At 70.7% G+C, this 20,320-nt stretch carries 18 protein-coding genes and 1 pseudogene; 10 read left to right on the forward strand and 9 right to left on the reverse strand.

Going from position 1 to position 20,320, the window contains the following annotated elements:
* Window position 1: 1 nt before the first annotated feature.
* Window positions 2–493 (forward strand): Cys-tRNA(Pro) deacylase, encoded by a 492-nt coding sequence (ybaK, locus tag ABGB08_RS25875; protein WP_347594579.1) that lies wholly within the window; start codon window positions 2–4, stop codon window positions 491–493.
* On the opposite strand, the gene ABGB08_RS25880 is transcribed toward ybaK, so the two are convergent.
* Complete coding sequence (locus tag ABGB08_RS25880; RefSeq protein WP_347594581.1) at window positions 490–1,332, reverse strand: SEC-C domain-containing protein; 843 nt, start codon at window positions 1,330–1,332, stop codon at window positions 490–492. The genes ybaK and ABGB08_RS25880 overlap by 4 nt on opposite strands.
* 259 nt (window positions 1,333–1,591) lie before the next feature.
* Between ABGB08_RS25880 and ABGB08_RS25885 the strand changes: the two genes are divergently transcribed.
* Window positions 1,592–2,983 carry an amidase gene (locus ABGB08_RS25885; protein WP_347594583.1) on the forward strand — a complete coding sequence of 464 codons (1,392 nt, stop codon included), beginning with the start codon at window positions 1,592–1,594 and terminating at the stop codon, window positions 2,981–2,983.
* On the opposite strand, the gene ABGB08_RS25890 is transcribed toward ABGB08_RS25885, so the two are convergent.
* Window positions 2,955–3,434: a hypothetical protein gene (locus ABGB08_RS25890; protein WP_155356214.1), complete on the reverse strand. Its 480-nt coding sequence runs from the start codon at window positions 3,432–3,434 to the stop codon at window positions 2,955–2,957. The genes ABGB08_RS25885 and ABGB08_RS25890 overlap by 29 nt on opposite strands.
* A 98-nt stretch (window positions 3,435–3,532) precedes the next feature.
* On the opposite strand from ABGB08_RS25890, the gene murA reads away from it, so the two are divergent.
* The gene (murA, locus tag ABGB08_RS25895; protein WP_347594585.1) at window positions 3,533–4,834 is read left to right on the forward strand and encodes a UDP-N-acetylglucosamine 1-carboxyvinyltransferase; all 1,302 of its coding nucleotides are present in this window, start codon (window positions 3,533–3,535) and stop codon (window positions 4,832–4,834) included.
* Between the two features lie 45 nt (window positions 4,835–4,879).
* Here murA and ABGB08_RS25900 read toward each other — a convergent pair whose 3' ends face one another.
* Entirely contained in the window at window positions 4,880–7,123 is a 2,244-nt protein-coding gene (locus ABGB08_RS25900; RefSeq protein WP_347594587.1) for a transglycosylase domain-containing protein, read from the reverse strand.
* Between the two features lie 324 nt (window positions 7,124–7,447).
* Window positions 7,448–8,194 (reverse strand): NUDIX domain-containing protein, encoded by a 747-nt coding sequence (locus ABGB08_RS25905; RefSeq protein WP_347594589.1) that lies wholly within the window; start codon window positions 8,192–8,194, stop codon window positions 7,448–7,450.
* Between the two features lie 86 nt (window positions 8,195–8,280).
* Here ABGB08_RS25905 and ABGB08_RS25910 point away from each other — a divergent pair, with 86 nt between their 5' ends.
* From ABGB08_RS25910 to ABGB08_RS25930, 5 genes are all read left to right on the forward strand, one after another.
* Window positions 8,281–9,855 carry a hypothetical protein gene (locus ABGB08_RS25910; protein ID WP_347594591.1) on the forward strand — a complete coding sequence of 525 codons (1,575 nt, stop codon included), beginning with the start codon at window positions 8,281–8,283 and terminating at the stop codon, window positions 9,853–9,855.
* A gap of 19 nt (window positions 9,856–9,874) precedes the next feature.
* On the forward strand, window positions 9,875–10,771 hold the full coding sequence (locus ABGB08_RS25915; protein WP_347594593.1) for a 5'-methylthioadenosine/S-adenosylhomocysteine nucleosidase: 897 nt from the start codon (window positions 9,875–9,877) through the stop codon (window positions 10,769–10,771).
* A 109-nt stretch (window positions 10,772–10,880) separates the two neighbouring features.
* Window positions 10,881–12,299 carry an amino acid permease gene (locus ABGB08_RS25920; protein WP_347594595.1) on the forward strand — a complete coding sequence of 473 codons (1,419 nt, stop codon included), beginning with the start codon at window positions 10,881–10,883 and terminating at the stop codon, window positions 12,297–12,299.
* Between the two features lie 117 nt (window positions 12,300–12,416).
* Window positions 12,417–14,348 (forward strand): protein kinase, encoded by a 1,932-nt coding sequence (locus ABGB08_RS25925; protein ID WP_347594597.1) that lies wholly within the window; start codon window positions 12,417–12,419, stop codon window positions 14,346–14,348.
* A gap of 24 nt (window positions 14,349–14,372) precedes the next feature.
* Window positions 14,373–16,085, forward strand: a complete 1,713-nt coding sequence (locus tag ABGB08_RS25930; protein ID WP_347594599.1) for a protein kinase — start codon at window positions 14,373–14,375, stop codon at window positions 16,083–16,085.
* A 106-nt stretch (window positions 16,086–16,191) separates the two neighbouring features.
* On the opposite strand, the gene ABGB08_RS25935 is transcribed toward ABGB08_RS25930, so the two are convergent.
* Both ABGB08_RS25935 and ABGB08_RS25940 read right to left on the reverse strand, forming a co-directional pair.
* Window positions 16,192–16,341, reverse strand: a complete 150-nt coding sequence (locus ABGB08_RS25935; protein WP_347594601.1) for a hypothetical protein — start codon at window positions 16,339–16,341, stop codon at window positions 16,192–16,194.
* A gap of 306 nt (window positions 16,342–16,647) precedes the next feature.
* Window positions 16,648–16,764 (reverse strand): annotated as a pseudogene (locus tag ABGB08_RS25940) (winged helix-turn-helix domain-containing protein); the annotation flags it as partial.
* Window positions 16,765–17,074: 310 nt separating this feature from the next.
* Here ABGB08_RS25940 and ABGB08_RS25945 point away from each other — a divergent pair.
* Both ABGB08_RS25945 and ABGB08_RS25950 read left to right on the forward strand, forming a co-directional pair.
* Window positions 17,075–17,803: an AzlC family ABC transporter permease gene (locus ABGB08_RS25945; protein WP_347594603.1), complete on the forward strand. Its 729-nt coding sequence runs from the start codon at window positions 17,075–17,077 to the stop codon at window positions 17,801–17,803.
* The gene (locus tag ABGB08_RS25950; RefSeq protein ID WP_155356202.1) at window positions 17,800–18,111 is read left to right on the forward strand and encodes an AzlD domain-containing protein; all 312 of its coding nucleotides are present in this window, start codon (window positions 17,800–17,802) and stop codon (window positions 18,109–18,111) included. Before ABGB08_RS25945 ends, ABGB08_RS25950 begins: the two co-directional genes overlap by 4 nt.
* On the opposite strand, the gene ABGB08_RS25955 is transcribed toward ABGB08_RS25950, so the two are convergent.
* From ABGB08_RS25955 to ABGB08_RS25965, 3 genes are read right to left on the reverse strand one after another with little or no spacing between them, the layout of a single operon-like run.
* Window positions 18,112–19,038: an RluA family pseudouridine synthase gene (locus tag ABGB08_RS25955; RefSeq protein ID WP_155342936.1), complete on the reverse strand. Its 927-nt coding sequence runs from the start codon at window positions 19,036–19,038 to the stop codon at window positions 18,112–18,114. It lies immediately after the preceding gene.
* Window positions 19,031–19,594 (reverse strand): signal peptidase II, encoded by a 564-nt coding sequence (gene lspA, locus ABGB08_RS25960; RefSeq protein WP_347594606.1) that lies wholly within the window; start codon window positions 19,592–19,594, stop codon window positions 19,031–19,033. Before lspA ends, ABGB08_RS25955 begins: the two co-directional genes overlap by 8 nt.
* Entirely contained in the window at window positions 19,558–20,001 is a 444-nt protein-coding gene (locus tag ABGB08_RS25965) for a TraR/DksA C4-type zinc finger protein (RefSeq protein ID WP_347594608.1), read from the reverse strand. Before ABGB08_RS25965 ends, lspA begins: the two co-directional genes overlap by 37 nt.
* Window positions 20,002–20,320: the final 319 nt, after the last annotated feature.

Here is a 20,320-nt window from a genome sequence, read left to right on the forward strand (position 1 = left end):
CGTGGCGAAGACCAAGGGCGGGCAGGGCACCCCGGCGACGGTGGCCCTCACCCAGGCGAAGGCGGAGTTCACCCTGCACCCGTACGATCACGATCCCAGCGCGGAGGCGTACGGCGAGGAGGCCGCGAACGCGCTCGGAGTGCCCGCCGAGCGCATCTTCAAGACGCTGGTGGCGGAGACCGAGGGCGGGCTCGCGGTCGCGGTGGTGCCGGTGGCGGGCAAGCTCGACCTGAAGGCGTTCGCGGCGGCGCTGAAGGGCAAGAAGGCGGCCATGGCCGAGGCCGCCAAGGTGGAGCGGGTGACCGGCTACGTGGTCGGCGGCATCAGCCCGCTCGGCCAGCGCAAGCGGCTGCCCACCGTGGTGGACGAGTCGGCGCTCGGCTTCGACACGATCTACTTCTCGGCCGGGCGGCGCGGCCTGCAGATCGAGACCGCCCCCGGCAACCTGGTCCGGCTCACCCAGGCGGTCACCGCCCCGATCTCCCGCGGCTAGACCGGCGACCCGCAACATTTCTTGTATTTGCGCCCGCTCCCGCACCAGCAGGGATCGTTACGCCCGGGCGGCCAGGCGATGTCGCCCGCCGGATCGGCATCCGCCACGGAACCACCCGCGGCGATCTTGACTACCGCCACCCTCGCCTCCAGGTCGGCCTCCCGGAAGCCCTTCTCCAGCGCCTTGCGGTCCGCCCCGGGCGGATACGGCATTCGCACCGTGGGCTTGCGCGCCATCTCCGGCTGGACCGGCCGTGGCCGTTCCGGCTCCGGTTCGGCCGACCCGGCCAGATAGGCCGCGACGGCCGGATCCTGCGCGCCCCCGAAGCGGTTGCGCAGCAGGCTCAGGTAGCGCACGGTCGCCTCCGGGCGGCGCAGGCCCATCGCCAGCGCCAGCCCCTCGTCCAGAAGCGCCCGGGCGAACCTCGGATCGGCGGCCCCGGCGACCATGGCCGCCGCCGGATAGAACTCCTCGTCCCGTTCCGCCTCCGGCAACCCGGCCAGCTCCCGCTGCCGGGCCCGCAGCAGCCGCAGCGCCGTCTCCTCCTCGCCGAGCTGCGCGTGCAGTTCCGCCATCGGCAGCCGCAGCGCCCCGCGCAGCCCGGGCTCGGCGTCGGCGAGCTCGCCCAGCACCGCCAAGGTGTCCCGCTCCCAGCCGTCCAGCGTGTACTCGTCCACGAGCACCTCGACATAGGCGCGCAGCCCCGCGTCGCCGCGCGCCCTCGGGTCCAGCAGCGCGTCGGCCAGCAGGTCCCAGGCGGCCCGCTCCTCCCCCCGGTCGTACGCCCGGTCGAGGGCCCGGTCCAGGTCGAGCGGCTGGAAGAGGTGATCGGGAAGCACCAGAGCACCCTACCGTTACCTGAAATGTGATCAAATGCGAGCACAGAACAGGCAGCCGTAGCCTTACGGCCCGGCGTTCCCCGTTTCCGGGGTTCCCGCTTCAGCACCGACCGCCTACCTTTCGTAGGTCTTACACCGGCTCCACGGGCGTTTTGCGTCTCCCCGCAACTCTGGGCGACGTTGGTCTCATCAAAGCATGTGTTCGCCTACGCTCGCTCGCATTTCCTGAACTGCTTCTGACCCCTGGCACTATGGGCGGATGAGCACGTTGCACGAGGCGTCCGCGGTGGAGTTGTCGGAGTTGCTGCGCGGCAGGCAGGTGAGCGCGGCCGAGGTGACCGAGGCGCATCTGCGGCGGATCGAGGCGGTGAATCCGGCGGTCAACGCGATCGTCACGCTGGTCGCCGACCGGGCGCTCAAGCAGGCGGCCGAGCTGGACGCGGGGCCCTGGCGGGGGCCGCTGCACGGGCTTCCGGTCGGGCACAAGGATCTGGTGGACACGGCGGGGGTGCGCACCACCTACGGCTCGCGGCTGTTCGCCGATCATGTGCCGGAGGAAGACGACCTGCTGGTGACGCGGGTGCGGGCGGCCGGTGGGGTGATGCTGGGCAAGACCAACACGCCCGAGTTCGGGACCGGGTCGCACACGGTCAACGAGGTCTTCGGGGCCACCCGCAATCCGTACGACCTGGGCAAGTCCGCCGGGGGCAGCAGCGGAGGCGCGGCCGCCGCGCTGGCCACCGGGATGCTGGCGCTGGCCGACGGCTCCGACATGGGCGGCTCGCTGCGCAACCCGGCCTCCTTCTGCAACATCGTCGGCCTGCGCCCGACTCCCGGCCGGGTGCCCGCGAAGTCGGCCACGGCCGCCTGGTTCACGCTGGCGGTCTCCGGGCCGATGGCCCGCACGGTCGCCGACGTGGCCCTGTTCATGACCGCCATCGCGGGCTTCGACCCGGTCTCCCCGCTCGCCGTCCGGGAGGGCGGCGACATCTTCGCGGCTTCCCTCGACCGCGATTTCGCCGGGACCAGGATCGCGTTCAGCCCGGACCTGGGCGGCCTGCTCGTCGACACCGAGACGGCCAGGGTGACGGCGGACGCGGTCGGCGTGCTGACCGGCCTGGGCGCGACCGTCGAGCACGCCGACCCGGACCTGGACGGCGCCGAGGACGCGTTCCGGATCTACCGCTCCTGGTTCTACGCGCTCAACTTCGGCGATCTGGCGGGCGTCGGCCCGAACGTGGCGTGGAACGTCGAGCAGGGCCGCAAGGTCACCGGCGCGGACCTGGCCAGGGCCGAACGCCTGCGCACCGCCCTGTATCACCGCATGAACGCCTTCTTCGACCGGTACGACTTCCTGGTGGCCCCGGTCAGCCAGGTCCCGCCGTTCCCGGTCGGGCAGCCGTACGTCACGGAGATCAACGGGCAGCAGATGCCGGACTACCTGGCCTGGATGCGCTCCTGCTACTGGATCAGCGTGCTCGGCGGGCCCGCGCTCTCGGTGCCCTGCGGCTTCACCCCGGCGGGCCTGCCGGTCGGCGTGCAGATCATCGGCCGCCCGTGGGCCGACCTGGACGTGCTGCGCCTGGGCCACGCGTTCGAGCGGGCCACCGGATTCGGCCGGGTCACGACTCCCGGCGTTCCCGGTAAGTGATCGCGAACTCCAGCGCCCAGAACGTGCCCGCGGCCACCACCGGCCAGAACATCAGCACCCCGAAGGCGGTCAGCCCCAGCCGGTCCTGGGTGGCGAACCCGCCCGCCGCGGCGGCCTGCACGATCTCGCCGCCCGTGGAGGAGCCGATCAGGTAGGCGACCAGGCCGCCGGCGATCCCGCCCACGCCCAGACCGGCCACCGAGGCGATGGCGTGATCGCCCGCGAAACGGTAGGCGACCAGGCCGCAGATCAGGCCGAACGCGGCGGCGATGAGCGCGAACCAGCCGTCGGCGGCGATCAGCGTCTGGGTGTTCGGGTCGGCGAGCAGCCACCGGCCCTCGACGAGCGCGTACCGGGTGCGCGGCGCCAGCGCCGACCACGCGAGCCCCGCGCCCGCCCCCAGAACCGCCAGCACCAGGACGGTTCCCGCGAAGTACTTGAACTGCCGCACCGTCCCGATAGTACAGAGATCCCACGAGCCCGCCGATCCCGCCGACGCGTCATCTTCCGTGCTGCCCCGCCGGGTCCGCCCGCCGTTAGCATTGCTCCGTGAACGAAGAGGCGTGGCATATCGAACCCTCCGGCCCGCTACGGGGGGACGTCGAGGTCCGAGGGTCCAAGAACGCGGTTTCCAAGCACATGGTCGCGGCGATGCTGGGCACCGGCCCGAGCACGCTGCACAATGCCCCAGAGGTCGGCGAGGTCGGCCTCACGGCCGCCATGCTGGAAGCCCTCGGCATCCACGTGGAGATCAGCGACGGGGAGATCACCATCGAGCAGGGCCCGGAGATCCGTCCCCGGGTGCCGGAGAAGTACACGGGGCTCAACCGCATCCCGATCCTCATGCTGGGCCCGCTGCTGCACCTGGCGGGTGAGGCGTTCGTCCCGATGGTGGGCGGCGACCCGATCGGGCGGCGGCCGGTCAACTTCCACCTGGAAGCGCTGCGCTCGATGGGCGCGGAGATCATCGAGGACGAGAACGGCATCACCGCGAAGGCGACCCGGCTGCACGGCACCCGGATCACGCTGCCGTATCCGAGCGTCGGCGCCACCGAGACGATCCTGATGACGGCCGTGCTGGCCGAGGGCAAGACGGTCATCAAGGGCGCCGCGATGGAGCCCGAGGTGGTCGAGCTCGCGCTGTTCCTGCAGCGCATGGGCGCGATGATCGAGCTCAGCCCGGACCGGCGGATCGTGATCGAGGGCGTGGAGCGGCTGCGCGGCGCGTCCACCTGGCTGGCCGGGGACCGGATCGAGGCCTTCTCGTATCTGGTCGCGGGCCTGGTCACGGGGGGTGAGGTGCGGGTGCACGGCTGCCCGCAGGACCGGTTGGTGACCGCGATCACCACGCTGGCCCGGATGGGGGCGCGGTTCGACATCACCGACGACTGGCTGACCGCCTCCGCCCCCGACGGGCTCCGCGCGGCGGCCGTGCAGACCGACACCCATCCCGGGTTCATGACCGACTGGCAGACGCCGCTGATGGTGCTGTTCACCCGGGCCGAGGGCATGTCGGTGCTGCACGAGACGGTCTTCGAGAACCGCCTGGTGTATGTGCCGGCGCTGCAGAAGATGGGCTGCGAGATCGAGGTGTTCGCGCAGTGCCTGGGCGGGCCCGCCTGCCGCTACCACGACACCAACGCCAAACACTCGGCGGTGGTGCGCGGGGTGTCCAAGCTGCGCGGCGCGGACGTGACGCTGCCGGACATCAGGGCCGGGTTCTCGGCGGTGCTGGCCGCCGCCGTGGCCGACGGGACCTCGACCCTGCGCGGCGTCAACCACATCGAGCGCGGCTACCACCGCCCGTTCGAGCAGTTCACCTCACTCGGCCTGAAGATCCGCCGAGGCTGATCGTGGGAACGGTCCGGCCGCTGGACCGGCCGGACCGTTCCCGTGTCACCAGCCCCCGGCGTCGCCACGGCCGCCGGGGTTGCCACGGGTGTCGCGTGCGTCGGGGTTGTCGGGGTTCTCGAAGTAGTCCCCGTAATCCTCGTAGTCCGGGAAATCGCCGAATTCGTCGCGTTCGCGGGCGCGGCGCTCCCGCCGGCGTTCCTGCCGCTCCTGGGCCTTGATGAGCTCCTTCAACCCCGGCGTGTAGCCGCCGCCGAACCGCCACATGTCCGGCGCCACGAAGGAGGTCGCAGCGGTCTCGCGCAGCGCCGCCTGCATGGAGTCCACCCAGATCGGCCCCGGCAGCGACGCCCCCTGCACCGAGCCGTAGTAGGAATCCCCGATCTGCACCCCGGTGAGCGGATACTTGTACGACCCCCGGATGTCCCCCACGCTCACCGCCGCCGCCAGATCCGGCGTGTACCCGGCGAACCAGGCCGAGGTGTAGCTGTTGTTGGTGCCGGTCTTCCCGGCCGCGGGCCGCCCGATCGACTGGCCCCGCATGGTGCCCTGGGTGAACACCCCCGACAGCACCCGGTTGACCGCGTCGGCCACCGGCTTCTCGATCGCCTGCGAGCAGCTCGGCGGCACGCTCACCTTGCGCCCGTCCCGCTCGATGATCTCGGTGATCGAGATAGGGCGGCAGTACCGCCCGCGCGCCCCGAACGTGGCGTAGGCGGCGGCCACGGTGAGCGGGTCCATCTCGTTGACGCCGAGCGTGAACGTGGGCACCTCGGCCAGCGGCCCGCCGTCGGCCCGCTTGACGCCCAGCGCCCGCGCGGTCTTCACCACGTCGCACAGGCCGACGTCCCGCTCCAGCATCATGTAGAAGATGTTGGAGGACTTCCAGGTGCCGAGCTCCAGGCTGTAGGGCCCGCCCTTGCCCTCCCCGCTGGCGTTGTAGATCGTGGCGTTGGGGGCGTTGACCTTGTCACCGGCGCAGTTGGTGAAACCCTCCGAGGGGACGTACGCGCCTGGGGTGTTGAACCCCTGCCCGAACCGCCAGCCCTTGGCCAGCGCGGTGGCCAGCGTGAAGATCTTGAAGGTGGACCCGGCCTGCAAGCCCATGCCGCCGCCGTGTTCCCGGTCGGCGGGCAGGTTGATGCTGGTCGCCCGGTTGGGGTTGCGGCCGTAGTGCTTGCTGGCGGCCAGCGCGCGGATCTGGCCGGTGCCCGGCTGGATCATGGCCTCGGCGGCCACCTCGGTGTCCTTGGGCGCGACCCGGGCGGAGATGGCCCGCTCCGCGGCCTCCTGGGCGATCGGGTCGAGCGTGGTGCGCAGGGTCAGGCCGCCGCGCTGCAGCCGCCGCTCCCGGTCCGCATCGGTGTAGCCGAAGGCGGGGCTGGTCAGCATCTCCGCCTGGACGTACGCGCAGAAGTACGGGAACCGGCTCGCCCCGCAACCGCCCCCCTCGGCCTGCATGCGCAGATTGAGCGGCTCCGCCTTGGCCCGCGCCACCTCCTGCGGCGACGCCATGCGCAGCTGCTCCATCCGCTCCAGCACCAGGTTCCGCCGCTCCAGCAGCCTCGCCTGCTGCTCCTTCCCGATCGACGGATCGGTCCAGTACGGCGTGCGCACCGCCCCCGCCAGCGTCGCCCCCTGCACGAGCGTGAGCCGGGCGGCGTCCACCCCGAAGAACCGCTGCGCCGCGGCCTGCACGCCGAACGCCCCCGCGCCGAAGTAGGCGATGTTCAGGTAGCGCTCCAGGATCTCGTCCTTGGTGTAGATCTTCTCCAGGGACAGCGCGTAGCGCAGCTCGGCGAGCTTGCGGCGGATGCTCTGCACCCGGGCGGAATCCCGGTCCCGCTCCGACTCGGCCCGGTTGACCAGGATGTTCTTCACCAGCTGCTGGGTCAGCGAGCTGCCGCCCTGCTTGATGCCGCCCGCCTGGGCGTTGGCCACCAGCGCGCGCAGGGTGCCCTTGACGTCCAGCCCCGCGTGCTCGTAGAAGCGCGCGTCCTCGATGGCGATGATGGCGTTGCGCATCGCCCGGGAGACCTGGCCGATCGGGATGGATCTTCGGTTCTGGTAGTAGAACTGGGCGATCTTCGTGCCGTTCTTGTCCAGGATCCGGGTGAGCTCGGGCAGCGGCTCCTCCCTGGGGGGCGGTGGCAGTTCGGTGAACGTCTCGGCCGTGGCGTTGCCGACGACACCGGCCCCGACCGCCACCGGCACCACCACCGCGGCCGCCAGCAGCCCGCCGACCGCTCCGCACAACGCCAGCCCGCCCGCAGCGCCAACCCGCGCCATCGCAGTCCCCCCGCCCGAACGTAAAACGACCAGGGGGAGCGCATGCAGCGTCAACTTGACATCCTCCCCGGCGTGAACGCCCGGGATTCCCCACGTCGCCGTGGGGTCCTTACTGCTTCTGCCACGCCGCGTGAGCGTCGTAGGTTGCGGGCGGTGCCAGGGTCGGAATTGCCTCGCCCGGTCTTACCCACTCTCCACAGTCGTTTTGGGTGTCCGCCAGCCCGGCGGCCACCGTGTCCACATTCATCCCCGCCCTGAAGGACGGGGCCTTCTGCTGCTTCTCGGTCAACGTACCACAAGGCGTCACCGAACCCGAATAGGTCGTCACCCAGGGTGAACGCGGGGGGCGTCATCGCGTGAAGCGGCCGTGCGCAGCAGCGGCGGGACCAGGAAACGCGCGCTGCCGCGCCGGTACAGCGCGGCCGGCCGGCCCACGTCGGGGTACCGCTGCTCGCCGGTGGGTTCCAGAAAGGCCTCCGCGCGTGTCATCTTCCTGCGGAAGTTGCTGGGGTCGAGCTTGAACCCCCACACCACCTCGTAGATCCGGCGCAGCTCGCCGACCGTGAACGGCTCGGGGCAGAACTTGGCCGCGACCGTGGTGTGCTCCAGCTGCGATCTGGCGTGCTCCAGCGCGTCCCGCAGGATCGTGGCGTGGTCGAAGGCGAGCTCGGTGCCGCCGCCGAGGACCGAGGAAACCGGCACCCAGACGGCCTCCCTCGCGTCCGTTCCCGCCACCGGCGGCGGCATGTCCGGGCCGAGCGCCAGGTAGGCGACGGTGATCACGCGCCCGCGCGGGTCGCGTTCGGGTTCGCTGTAGGCGCGCAGCTGTTCCAGATGGAGAGCGCTTCCGTCGAGGGAGGTCTCCTCGCGCAGCTCCCGCTCCGCGGCCTCATCGAGCGTCTCCCCCGGCCGCACATATCCCCCAGGCAGCGCCATGGCCCCCCGGAATGGCTCTATCCCCCGTTCGACGACCAGGATGTGCAGCTCATCCCCCCGGACCGTGAAGATCACCAAGTCCACGGTCACGGCCAGCAGGGACACCTCCGGGTCATGCCCGGGCTTACCGATCACCCCTCCACCCTACTAAACGTCATATTGACTAAAAGCCCTTCCCCGTATTAAGGTCATCCTTACCTTAATAGTCTGCGGGGGGCGCTATGGCCCACACTCCGGCAGGCCGGGACCTCACCGCGTTCCGGCTCGACGCCACCACCCGCCACCTCTGCGCGGGAACCTACCTCGACCGGGAATTCCGCAGGAACGTCCTCCGCGAGGTCCACAACGACAGCAAGCACCGGATCGCGCCCTCCTACGGGTTCGACCTCGTCCCGGTCGTACGGCACGCCTGGCGGGCCTGGCTGCTCGACACCGGCCTGCTGATCGCCCTGCTCGGCCTGCTGGCCGCGTGCTTCGCCAGGGACGCCCCGGCGACGATCGTGGTGGCCGGGGGGCTCGGCTTCTGGGGCGTGGCCCGGCTGACGGTCCGCGGGGCCGTCAAGGCGCGGGAACACCACCGGCCGCGCCGCGGCGAGCCGACGCCGGAGCGGACGCGGCTACTCCGTCTCGGCATGCTCGGATGCCTGGTGTGCGCGCTCATCCCGCCGGTGGTGGCCAAAGCCACCCAGATACCGCTCGGCGAGCTGGGGCGCACGGCCGGCGGCATGGGGATCCTGCTGGCCGTGGTGGCGGGCCTCGCGGGCGGGCTGCGGCAGCAGGCGCTCAACCAGACCTACTGGGCGGGCTCGATGCGGGTGCGGCGCGGGGGCCCGCGCCTGCACGAGATCGACCGGCAGCAGCGGTACCCCTACGTCGTCTACCGGCGGACCGGCGCCGACAAGCTCTTCGTGGGCAGCGGCAAGCTGGTGCACCGGTGGGCGATGGGGGTTCCGCTGAAGCGCGCCGACGCGACCCAGCCGGAGGAGACTCCGCACGTGCGCGCCTCCGCGCTGGTCGCCCGGCTCAAGAACGTCCTGGAACCCCTGGCCGAGATGCCCGGCTTCGAGCTCCACGACCGGCTCTACGTCGCCGAGGAGGACGTGCTCGGCGACCGGGACTTCCTGCGGTTCCGGCCCGACCAGGAGGAGATCGACAGGGTCATCGACAACCCGTACGGCCGGGTGCGGCACTTCCTGGAGATCACGACGCACGTGGCCGAGGAGGTCGTCGTCACGGTGTTCCTGCGGGCCACGGTCAAGGCGCGCTCGCTCAGCCTGGAACTGGTCACCTGCGCGCTGACCCGTACGCCCCCGGAGTTCCAGCAGGTCGAGGCGTACGCGGAGAACGGGCCCGGGGCGATCGTGCGGGCCGTCGCGCGCGGGGTGGGCGAGCTGCCCGGGCAGGTGGCCGGGGTGTGGCGGCTGCTGGAAGCGCCGGCGCTGGTGGCCGGGGCGTTACTGGCGGGGCGGGATCGTACGCTGGTGCCCCGCCGTGGGGGGACAATAGGCACGCGGCGCAGCGTCCGGGAGGACTGGGCGAGCGTCCCGTGGGCAGACGCGCGTCTGGACGAGACCCTGATCCAGGATCACTTGAAGATCATCGAGCGGCTGCTGCTCACGGCGACGGAGGAGTTCCTGGCGTCGGCGGGGCTCGATCCCGTGTCGTTCCGGCGCGGGGCCGCGAGCATCATCAACAACCTGGGTGTGCTCAACATGGGCGGCAAGATCGACATGAACCAGTCGGCTGTCGGGACCAACGCCCGGGTCCACGCCGGCGGCACCACCTTCGAGGAATAGCGAGCGTGAGGAGCGCGCGGTGAACGGCGACGTCAGCACCAACAGCGGCATCGTCATCAGCGGTGGTACCGCGAACATCAGCGGGTCGGCGGTCGGCACGGGGGCGACCGTCCAGACCTCCGGCGGGCCCCGGGCCGAGCCGGAGCGCCAGGCCGACATCGGAGTGATCACGATCCTGCCGGTCGAGATGGGCGCGGTGCGCGACGTGCTCGACCTGAACCTGGCGATGAACGGCGGCACGCCCTTCTACGAGGGCACCGTCCACGTCCGGGGCACCTCCACGCGGGTGGCCGCGCTGCGCGCCCACAGCCAGGGGCAGCGCTCCGCCGTCATGGCGTTCACCCGGCTGACCCAGCACTACGCGCCGGAGATCGTGGTCATCAGCGGCATCGCGGGCGGGGTCAACCCGCACATCGCGATCGGCGACGTCGCCGTCTCGACCGAGGTGGTCTACTACGACCTGCGCAAGGAGACCGCCTTCGAGACCCGCCGCCGCACCTCAGAGCAGTCCTCCCCCGCCACCATCACCCACGCCGTGAACTGCTTCTTCACCGACTACGGCGATCCGGCGCACTTCCAGACCGCCGACGCCCGCGGCGTCTCCCGCGGCCACCGGGTCCTGCACGGCCCGATCGGCTCCGGCGAAGCCGTGATCGCCGACGCGGATTCGGAGATCGTCCACCACCTGCGCGCGGTCAACGACAAGATCCTGGCCGTCGACATGGAGGCGGGCGGGCTCGCCCAGGCCTTCCACGAGCGGGAGCAGTCCAGCCCGGTCCGCGGCTGGGCCGTGGTGCGCGGCATCAGCGACAACGCCGACCAGCGGAAGAACGACGGCCAGCAGGCGACCGCCGCCTGGCACGCGGCCGTCGTGCTGCGATCCCTGATCCCCTATTTCCGCCTCAACGTGGGCTGAGCGTTTTCACCGCGATTGTCCAAAGGAATCCCCTAATTCTGGTGTGGCTGGCGGGAACCCCAGGTAATGCCGGGTAGCGTTGCCACGATCTTCGGGGGGAGATGTCGGGGTGGACGAGAAGACCAAAGGCGAGACCGGCGAGGGCTACACGCACGCGCTCGGGAACCGCCAGGTGCAGATGATCGCGATCGGCGGGGCGATCGGCGTCGGGCTCTTCCTGGGCGCCGGGGGCAGGCTCGCCGCCGCCGGTCCCGGCCTGATCATCTCGTACACGCTGGCGGGCATAGCCGCGTTCCTCGTGATGCGCGCCCTCGGAGAACTCGTCCTGTATCGCCCGGTTTCGGCCTCTTTCGTGGAGTACGCGACGACGTTCATCGGACCGTGGGCGGGGTTCGCCACCGGCTGGATGTACTGGGTGAACTGGGCCGCCACCGGCGTGGCCGAGCTGACGGCCGTCGCCATCTACATCGCGAAATGGGCGCCCGACTTTCCCCGCTGGGTCACCGCGCTGATCGCCCTGGGCCTGGTCCTGACGGTCAACCTGGTCTCGGTACGGCTGTTCGGAGAGCTGGAGTTCTGGTTCGCGCTGCTGAAGGTCACGGCGATCATCACGTTCCTGGTGGTCGGGCTCTACCTCGTGCTCTTCTCGGTCCACGGCGCGGGGCCCGCGAACCTGGTCACGCGCGGGGGCTTCTTTCCCACGGGGTTCGCCCCGGTGCTGGTGAGTCTGCAGGCGGTCGTCTTCGCTTACTCGGCGATCGAGATGGTCGGCATCACGGCCGGGGAGACCAAGGAGCCGCGCAAGATCATGCCGAGGGCCGTCAACAGCGTGATGTGGCGGATCGCGGTGTTCTACGTGGGGTCGGTGCTGCTGCTCGCCATGGTGCTGCCCTGGACGGCCTACAGCGCGGGCGAATCACCGTTCGTCACGGTCTTCTCCCACATCGGATTCGCGGGGGCGGGTGACGTGATGAACCTCGTGGTGATCACCGCCGCCATGTCGTCGTGCAACTCCGGGCTGTACTCGACCGGCCGCATCCTGCGTTCGATGGCGGTCAAGGGCCAGGCCCCCGCGTTCACGGGGACGATGAACCGGCGGCATGTGCCCGCCGGCGGCATCGTGTTCACCGCCGCCGTCTTCCTTGCCGGGGTGGTGCTCTACTACTTCATGCCCGGGCGCGCGTTCAATATCGCGATCGCCGTCTCCTCGCTCGGCGTGATCACAACCTGGGGGACATTCCTCTACTGCCAGATCAAACTGCGCGAGGCCTGCCTGCGCGGCGAGATCGAGCGCCCGTCCTTCCGGATGCCGGGCTCGCCGGTCAGCAACTGGTTCGGCCTCGCCTTCCTGGCGCTGATCCTGGTGCTGATGCCGTTCGCCGACCCCGACCAGCGCATCGCCTTCTTCCTGATCCCCGTGCTCGCCATCGCCATCGCGGTGGGCTGGCGCGTAGTGGGCATGCGCCGTGCCTTAACCGAGCCCGCGGCCGTGCCCCCAGCCAAGCCCGCTCCGGACACGCTCAGCTGACCCGGCTTCCTCCGGCCTGAGAATGATCTGTCTCGCATCGCAGGTTTAGGGCAGTGGTCCCTCGTTTGATCCATTTGCCATCCGTGGGACGATTCTTGGGTTTCGAGAGGGGTGTGGATGTCGAACGCGGAAGGCCGACTCGTCGGAGGCCGGTACCAACTGATCGAGCCCATCGGCCGGGGAGGCATGGGCATCGTGTGGAAGGCCCACGACGAGCTGCTGGACCGCACGGTCGCCGTCAAAGAGGTCAGGTACGACAGCGCCATGGGCGACGAGCTGGAGGAGCTCAACCGCCGGACCATGCGGGAGGCCAGAGCCGCCGGCCGGCTCACCCACCCGAACGTGGTCGTGGTGCACGATGTGATCGAGGAGGACGGCCGTCCCTGGATCATCATGCAGCTGGTGGAGTCCCGCTCGCTCGGCCAGGTGATCCGCGAGGACGGGCCGCTGCCGCCCGCCCGGGTCACCGACATCGGGCTCCAGGTTCTGGACGCGCTGCGCGCCGCGCACGGCCAGGGGGTGCTGCACCGGGACGTCAAGCCGGAGAACGTGCTGCTCACCGAGGACGGCCGGGTGGTCCTGACCGACTTCGGCATCGCCCGGGTGGAGACCGACTCGACGATGACCAGGACCGGGCTCGTGGGCACCCCCGCGTTCATCGCGCCGGAACGGTTACGCGGCGGTCCCGCCCAGCGCGAGTCGGACCTGTGGTCGCTGGGCGCGACCCTCTACGCGGCCGTGGAGGGGCGCCCGCCGCACGACAAGGGCATGGCGATGGCGACCATGCACGCCGTGCTGAACGACCAGCCCGACCCCGCGGTGCACGCGGGCCGCCTGGGCGTGGTCCTGGACCGGCTCCTGGTCAAGGAGCCCGGCGACCGCCCGAGTTACGACGAGACGGTCCGGCTGCTGCGCCGCGCCAAGACCGAACCTCCGCCCACCAAGGCCTTCGAGCCGGTCAAGGCGAGCGAGGCCGACACCGGGCCGGTCGAGCTGCCGGTCGAATCGCCGGTCGAGCTGCCGGTCCCGCCGCAGCGGCCGGAACCCAAGCGCGCCGAACCGCCGCGATCGTGGGCGGTTCCCAAGCCCGCACCCAAGTCCACGCCCAAGCCCAAGCCCGCGCCCAAGCCCGAGGCCGAACCTGAGGAGGCCGCGGAGCAGGAGGAGACGCCCAGGCGCAGCCCGGTCCCGGCCGCCGCCGTCCGGAAGGACCCGTATCCGGTGGAGACGGGGGCGCGGGCCGTACCGGCGGACTGGAAGCGCGAGGAAGAGCCACCGGCCGAGCCGAGCTGGAGCGCCGGTGACGGGGCCGACACCGCGCGGTCGAAGCTGCCCGTGTCGTACCCGGACTGGAACATCACCCCGCCGGAGCCGCGGCCCTTCGCGGTCAGGGCGGCGCTGGTGATCGTGCCCACGCTGCTGCTCATCGCGGGCCTCGGCATCTGGCTGGGGGTTCGGCAGGCCGACGACGAGGCCGCCTCCCCGCCGACCGCCGCCGCGCCCGCGAGCTCCGCCCCGCCGTCGGGCAGCGCGGAGCCGACCGCTGAAGAGCCCTCAGCCAAGCCCTCCGAGGCGGCCGAGTCACCCAAGCCCGAATCATCGGCTGACGCGCTCCCGGACGGCTGGAAGCGCTACAAGGACGGCAGCGGCTTCTCGCTGGCCCTCCCCAAGGGCTGGAAGCGCGACAACAGCAACAGCATGGGCGTGTTCTTCCGGGGGCCGCTGGAGGGGGCCTACCTCCAGATCGGGTTCACCAGCTCGCCGAAGAAGGACGCGGTGAAGGACTGGAAGGAGCAGGAGCAGCGGACCCGGGGCAACTGGCCCGGCTACCAGCGGATCAAGATCGAGTCGGTGGACTACTTCGACGAGGCCGCCGACTGGGAGTTCACCTGGGAGCCCGGCGGCTCTACCGGCCACATCCTCAACCGCGGCTTCGTCACCGACAAGAAGCACGGGTACGCGATCCTCTGGAAGACCCGCGACTCGGACTGGAAGAAGTACTTCCACTACTTCGAGACGTTCACAGCCACCTTCAAGCCGGACAAGTAGCCTTTCGTCCCGGAGGGGGTTGCGGTGGACGAAGCGCGTCGCCTGGCGGGCAGGTACCAGCTGCTCGAACCCATCGGCAGGGGCGGCATGGGCGTGGTCTGGCGTGCCCACGACGAGCTGCTCGACCGTGCGGTCGCGGTCAAGGAGGTGCTGTACTCGGCGCTGAGCGAGGAGGATCGGGTCGCCTTCAACCGCAGGACGATCCGCGAGGCCAGGGCCGCCGGGCGGCTCTCGCACCCGAACGTGGTCGTGGTGCACGACGTGATCGAGGAGGACGACCGCCCCTGGATCGTCATGCAGCTGATCCAGGCCCGCTCGCTCGGCCAGGTCCTGCGCGAGCACGGGCCGCTCATCCCCGAACGCGCCGCCGCCATGGGGCTGCAGATCCTGGACGCGCTGTGTACGGCGCACGCCGCCGGAGTCCTGCACCGCGACGTGAAACCTGAGAACGTGCTGCTCAGCGGCGACAATCGGGTGGTGCTCACCGATTTCGGCATCGCGACCATGACGGAGGACCCGGGGCTCACGATGACCGGGAGCATCACGGGGACGCCCGCGTTCATGCCGCCGGAGCGCCTGATGGGGCAGCCCGCCACGCCGGAGTCGGATCTCTGGTCGCTGGGTGCGACGATCTACGCGGCGGTCGAGGGGCGCTCGCCGTACGACCGGGGGACGCCGATCGCCAGCATGGCGGCCATCCTGCACAGCCAGCCCGACCTGCCGCGCCGGGCGGGGCCGCTGACCTCGGTGATCGAGGGGTTGCTGCGCAAGGAGCCCGGCCGGCGGATCGACGCCGTGGAGGCGCAGGAGCTCCTGAAGCAGGCGGCTTCCGGGACCAATCCGTCTATGTCGCCTATGTCGCTTATGTCGCCGCAGACCCCGGTACCGGGTGGGCCGCCTCAGCCGGCGTCTCCGTGGGGTCCTGGTCCGACCGGGCCGCCGGGCGGGTGGCCGCAGGCCGGGGCGGGCTCCTGGGGCGGCGGTGAATGGGGTGTCCCGCCGGTGCCGACCCAGCCGCGCCCGGCGTCATCGAACAGACGTTTGATTGGTTTCGTGCTGGTTCCCGTGCTCGTCGTCGTGCTGGGCGTGGCCGGGTGGTTCGGGTACCAGCAGCTCGCGGGTGATCCGGGATCCGGCATCATCACGCTGCCCACCGCGGACACCCCCACGGAGACCATCGACGGGACCCCGACGGAGACCGCCGCCGCGACATCCCCCGTGACGGCCACAGGGACGCCTGTGGAGACGCCTACGGAGACGGCCACCCCTGCCCCCTCATCCTCGCCCGCGAACCGCCTCCCGCCGGGCTGGCGGTCCTACCGGGACGAACTCGGCTTCGCGATCGCGCTGCCGCGGGGGTGGAAGGCCGAGCGGGTGCCGAACGCCGCCCGGGTCCGGTTCCGCGGCCCGGCCATGCCCGGCTACCTCCAGGTCGACCTCACGCCCTGGGAGGAGAGCGACCCCGTGGCCGCCCTGGAGACGGTGGAGCGCAACTCCACCGCGAAGGGCCTGCTGCCGAAGTACGAGAAGATCAGCATCGAACCCGCGGAATACCAGGGCGTGGCCGCCGCCGACTGGGAGTTCACCTTCGCCACCTCCGCCGGGCGGCAGCGTGTCATCGACCGCGCCTTCCGGATCGGCGACGACTGCTACGCCCTCTACTGGCAGGTCCCCGAAGGCAACTGGGAAGCCGCCCGCTCCTACTTCGACACATTTCTCACGACATTTCGCCCGTGATGGCCGGACAAAGCACCTGCTCAACAAAGGTCCGCCACGAGCAGGCGGCGTTCCGGCAGACGAACCTGCGGACCTCCCGCTCGCGGACCGGACCTGGATAGGCTGATCAGCGTTCCTGCTCCGCGAACGCCTCGCCCAGCGCTTCGGCACGGGTGGCGAGCGTCGCGCGCAGCGTGGTGACCTCCTGCTGGGCCTCGGCGGCGTCGGCGCCCTGGTTCGCCTGGTAGGACGCCACCGCCTGGTCCAGGAGGGTCACCGCCTTCCCACTGGCCAGAAGATCCTGGTAAAGCTTCCGGTACTGCTCCTGGTAGAGCTCCTTGAAGGCGGCCGTCTCGAGAAAACGATCCTTCAGCGCGTGCTCGGTGCGCGCAGGCGGTGCCCGGCGTCGTCGTCCACCGGGGTGCGGAGTCGTTGCAGCATGCGCCCATCTGACAGAACGAACCTGGGAACAATGTGTGAACTCAGCACGAACCAGAGATGAACGGCAGGGAGACCCTGAACGTGGTCCCCGACAGGCTCAGCAGCGCCGCCGGCAACCGCAGACGCAGCGGCCAGGGGCGTTTCACGGCGTCAGGGACAGGCGGTAGCCGACCCCGCGCAGGGTGTGGATCAGCGGCGGCCCGCCGGTGTCGATCTTGCGCCGGAGGTAGCTGATGTAGGACTCGACGATCCGGCTGTCGGTGTCGAACCCGTGATCCCACACCCGCTGGCCTGTCTCTCCCGACCTCCTGAAGCGCCGCGCGCCCGCACGAGACGGTCCGGACGGTGAACCCGTTCCGCTCCAGCGCCTCGGACAGGAGATCACGAATGCTCGGCTCGTCATCGATGACCAGGACCTTGGCGGGAAGGGATGCGTCCATAGGTTGGTTGTACGTGACTTTTCTGAAAGCAAGCTCAGGGACCAGGTCGAACGTGGCTGAGTTGCCTTGGCCAGATCCCGGACAAAGCCCCGGCAAAGCCAACCCCTGTCAGGTCCTAATATTGCCGACATGCATGACACGGAGCGGCAGCAGCGCAGGGCCGCCATCAGGGACGGGCTCGGTGTCGGAGTCGCGGTCGGGGTCTCCGGGGTGGCCTTCGGGGCGGCCGCGATCACGGCGGGGCTCACCGTGGCCCAGGCGTGCGCGCTCAGCCTGTTCGCCTTCACCGGCGCCTCCCAGTTCGCCCTCGCGGGCGTGGTGGGCGCCGGTGGCGGTCTGGTGGCCGGGGCGGCGGGCGCGCTCCTGCTCGGCGCGAGGAACAGCTTCTACGGCCTGCGGCTGGCCGTGATCCTCGGCGGGACCCGTGGCCCGCTGCGCACCCTGGTCACCGCCCAGGGCGTCATCGACGAGAGCTCCGCCGTCGCCTTCGCCCAGCCCACCCCGGCCGCCGCCCGCGCGGGCTTCTACACCACCTTCGGCACGATCTACCTGACCTGGAACCTGACCACCCTGCTCGGCGCGCTCGGCGCGTCCCAGGTCAGCGACCCCGCCGTCTTCGGCCTGGACGCGGTCGGCCCCGCCACCTTCCTGGCCCTGCTCTGGCCCCGGCTGCGCGGCGACGCGAACACCCCGCAAGAGGAGACCGTCCAGTTGCGCCTGATCGCCGCCGGGGGCGCCGCCATCGCGCTGCTCGCGACCCCGTTCACCGCGCCCGGCGTCCCCGTCCTGCTGGCCGCGGTGGCGGCCCTGATCGTGATGCTGACCCCGGGAACTCCGGAGAGGGCGGCCGCGGAATGACCGTCTGGTGGGCGATCGCCGTCACCTGCCTGGGCTGCTACCTGCTCAAGCTCGCGGGCCTGGCCGCCCCCCGCCGGGTCCTGGACCATCCCGGCGTACGGCGTTTCGCCAGGCTGGTCCCGGTCGGGCTGCTGGCGGCGCTGATCGCCGTACAGACCTTCGGGCACGGCCAGGACCTGCACCTGGACGGCGCGCGCCTGGCGGGCCTGGCGGCGGCCGTGGTCGCGCTGCTGCTCAGGGCGCCCTTCCTGGTGGTCCTGGTCGCGGCGGCGGTGGTGACCGCCGCGACCCGCCTGCTGGGGATGTGATCAGGAGTCGTCGGCGCGGTCGAGCGCCTCGGCGAGGTCGGCCGGGTAGTCGGTCGTGAAGGAGACCCACTCGCCCGTGGCCGGGTGGTCGAAGGCCAGGGACACCGCGTGCAGCCACTGGCGGGTGACGCCGAGGCGGGCCGCCAGGGTGGGGTCGGCGCCGTACTGGAGGTCGCCGACGCAGGGGTGGCGGAGCGCGGACATGTGCACGCGGATCTGGTGGGTACGGCCGGTTTCCAGCTTGATGTCCAGCAGGGAGGCCGCGCGGAACGCCTCGATCGTGTCGTAGTGGGTGATCGAGTCCTTGCCCCCGGCGACCACCGCCCAGCGGCCGTCCCCGGACGGGTGCCGGTCGATGGGCGCGTCCACGGTGCCGCGGAGCGGATCCATGTGGCCCTGCACCAGCGCGTGATACCGCTTGTCGACCGTACGCTCCTTGAACGCGCGCTTCAGCGCCGTGTACGCCCGCTCGCTCTTGGCCACCACCATCGCGCCGGTGGTGTTGGCGTCCAGCCGGTGCACGATGCCCTGCCGCTCGGCCGCGCCGCTGGTGGACACCCGGTGCCCGGCCCCGAGCAGCCCGCCGATCACGGTCGGCCCGGTCCAGCCGACGCTGGGGTGGGCGGCCACGCCGATCGGCTTGTTGACGACCACGATGTCGTCGTCCTCGTACAGGATCGTCATGCCGGGGACGGGTTCGGCGACCGGCATGGGCGCGGCGGGCGGCGGCGGGATGGTGACGTCCAGCCAGGCTCCGCCGCGAACGCGGTCCGATTTGGCGGGGGTCGAGCCGTCCACGAGCACGTCCCCGGACGCGATCAGCTCGGCGGCCCGGGTCCGGGAGAAGCCGAACAGGCGGGCCAGCGCGGCGTCGAGGCGCTCGCCCTCGAGCCCGTCGGGCACCGGCAGGCTGCGCAGGTCACCCATCCTTCTCGGCCCCCGTCTCCCGCGTGCCGTCGATCTGGTAGCCACGCCAGGCCAGGAAGACCGCCAGGATCCCGCCGCAGACGATCGCGGAATCGGCCACATTGAAGATCGGGAACCCGGTCGCGGGGAAGACCTGCATGAAGTCCACCACGTGCCCCTGGAACGGGGCGGGGGCCCGGAAGATGCGGTCGGTCAGGTTCCCGAACGCGCCGCCGAGCAGCAGCCCGAGCGTGATCCCCCACGGCAGGCTGCGCAGCTGCCGGGCGGTGCGAATGATCGCGATCACCACGGCTGTGGCGATGATCGTGAAAATGATGGTCATCCCGGTGCCGATGCTGAACGCGGCCCCCGAATTCCTGATCACATTGATCACGAGCACGTCCGGCACGACCACGACCGGAGGGTCTTTCTCCAGGTATTCGACCACCAGGTACTTAGTCACCAGATCGAACACGTAAATGAGCACGGCCACGGCGGCGAGCAATCCGATCCGCCGTGCCCGTACTCCCCCGGCGGCGGTCAGCGGCGTTCCTCCCGCTGCTTGCACGCCACGCACAGCGTCGCCCTCGGGAACGCCTGCAGGCGTTCCTTGCCGATCGGCCGTTGGCACGATTCGCACACTCCATACGTCCCTGCGTCGATACGGGCGATCGCCCGCTCGTTCTGCGCGAGCACATCGCGCGCATTCAGGGTAAGGGCGATCTCACGTTCGCGCTCATAGGTCTTGGCCCCGGCGTCGGCCGGATCGTCGCCCGCGCCCTCGCTGGCGTTCCCGGCCGCGAGCTCGGTCTCGGCCCGCAGGATCTCGGTGTGCAGTTCGTCGATTTCCGCCAGCAGGCGCTCGCGCACCTCGGCGAGCTCGTCGGCGGACCAGATGTCGGTAGTAGTGACAGAATTCTCCGTGACAGAGCCCTCCGTGACGGCGTTCCCCGTGATGGCGCTCTTCGCCGCGCGCGTCGCCATGTGGCCTCCCCATGAACAGTGATCAAGCAGTCCGGGCAGCATAGGTGCCGGATTGGAGCGCGGCAATCGACTCGCCGATGCATTTACGCCATCCGTACCAGGCTCGGAATGCTCATCCCCCTATGCCAGGTACATCCTGAACAACGACACCCCGTCCCGTGTTCCGCAGGAACTACCAGAATGAAACCGGGAAGCCTGACGCGCTCCGCTGCGTTATCGTGAGGTCTGCAAGGCGTTGATGGGACGAGTACCTCCGCACCCACTCGCACGAGCGACCCGGGGACGGTGCGAGCCCGGGGCGAGCCGCGGGGAGAAGATC

Source organism: Acrocarpospora sp. B8E8 (genome assembly GCF_039871605.1).
In the GTDB taxonomy this organism is placed as follows: Bacteria; Actinomycetota; Actinomycetes; order Streptosporangiales; family Streptosporangiaceae; genus Acrocarpospora; species Acrocarpospora macrocephala.